The organism is Nitrosomonas sp. Nm166 (genome assembly GCF_900112825.1).
Lineage (GTDB): Bacteria > Pseudomonadota > Gammaproteobacteria > Burkholderiales > Nitrosomonadaceae > Nitrosomonas.
Map to the genome: position 1 here is coordinate 1 of NZ_FONE01000123.1, position 1,082 is coordinate 1,082.

1 protein-coding gene and 1 pseudogene are annotated in these 1,082 nt (G+C 44.4%); both read right to left on the minus strand.

What is annotated here, in order from left to right:
* The coding region (locus tag BM021_RS15050) for an MCP four helix bundle domain-containing protein (protein WP_143074376.1) at positions 1-929 on the minus strand (929 nt) is incomplete at its 3' end.
* 43 nt (positions 930-972) lie between these two features.
* A pseudogene (locus tag BM021_RS16425) lies at positions 973-1,082 on the minus strand (chemotaxis protein CheW); the annotation flags it as partial.

Consider the following 1,082-nt stretch of genomic DNA (forward strand, 5'->3'; position numbering starts at 1 on the left):
GATGTCAGCTCTTCCATGCTTGATGCTGTTTCTTCGAGGCTGGAAGCCTGCTCTTCTGTGCGCTGGCTGAGATCTGAATTACCTGATGCGATTTCATTGGCAGCCGTTGCAATCTGATCCGCATCCGTACGGACTTTGCCTACCAGATCCACCAGATTATCATTCATTATTTTCAGGGCATTGATCAAACGATCAAATCCATTAATTGTGCCACGTGGCTCAATGCGGGTAGATAAATCACCCGAGGCAACCGCATTGGCGATAGCAATCGCTTCATGCAGGGGAGTAACGATTCCCCGTAATAGAAAATATCCGAGAACAACTGCCAGCAGTATCCCCAAGGTAATCGTAGTCGCTGTGATCATGAAAATGTTTTCAAAGCTGCTTCTGGCAGCCGCATATTCTTTAGCTGCGACATCACGTTGTAACTCAAGCAACTTGACCATCGTAACATGCACTGCATCAAATTTAGCAGCAGCGTCCCCTGTCAAATTGGCAATTGCAGCATCATAATTTCCGGCAGTGGCAAAGGCCATGGTACGATTACGTGATTCTGTATAGATTTTCCATTGCTGGCTAAAACTCTCAGCTAATGTTGCTTCTTCAGGAAGCAGATTAGTTGTCATATATTTCTGCCAGAAATTGGCAATTTCAGCATCCCGCTGATCACTCATCGCTTGTCGTTCTTTTACGATGTCAGCATTTCTACCATAGGCAGACATGGCAGTATTTAAGCGGGTACGCTGCATGCGATCCAGGATTAAACCCAAATCCCCCAAAGGAACAGTGCGATCTTCATAGACACCTTTAAAAGAATCATTCGTTTCATTCAGACCATATACACCCAAACTACCGATACCGATCAGCAACGCCGATAGCAGCCCAAGCACAAGAATTAACTCAGTTTTTACCGTCATATTTTTAAACATTCCCATCTCCTTAAATCTTCCTTATTTCAAAAAACTGCTGCCATTAATTAGCGCTCTGATCAATCAAACCCATATCGCCACTACCCATCAGTTTCTCAATATCCATCAATATCAGCATCCGCTCATCGACTGTTCCCAATCCCACGATGTATT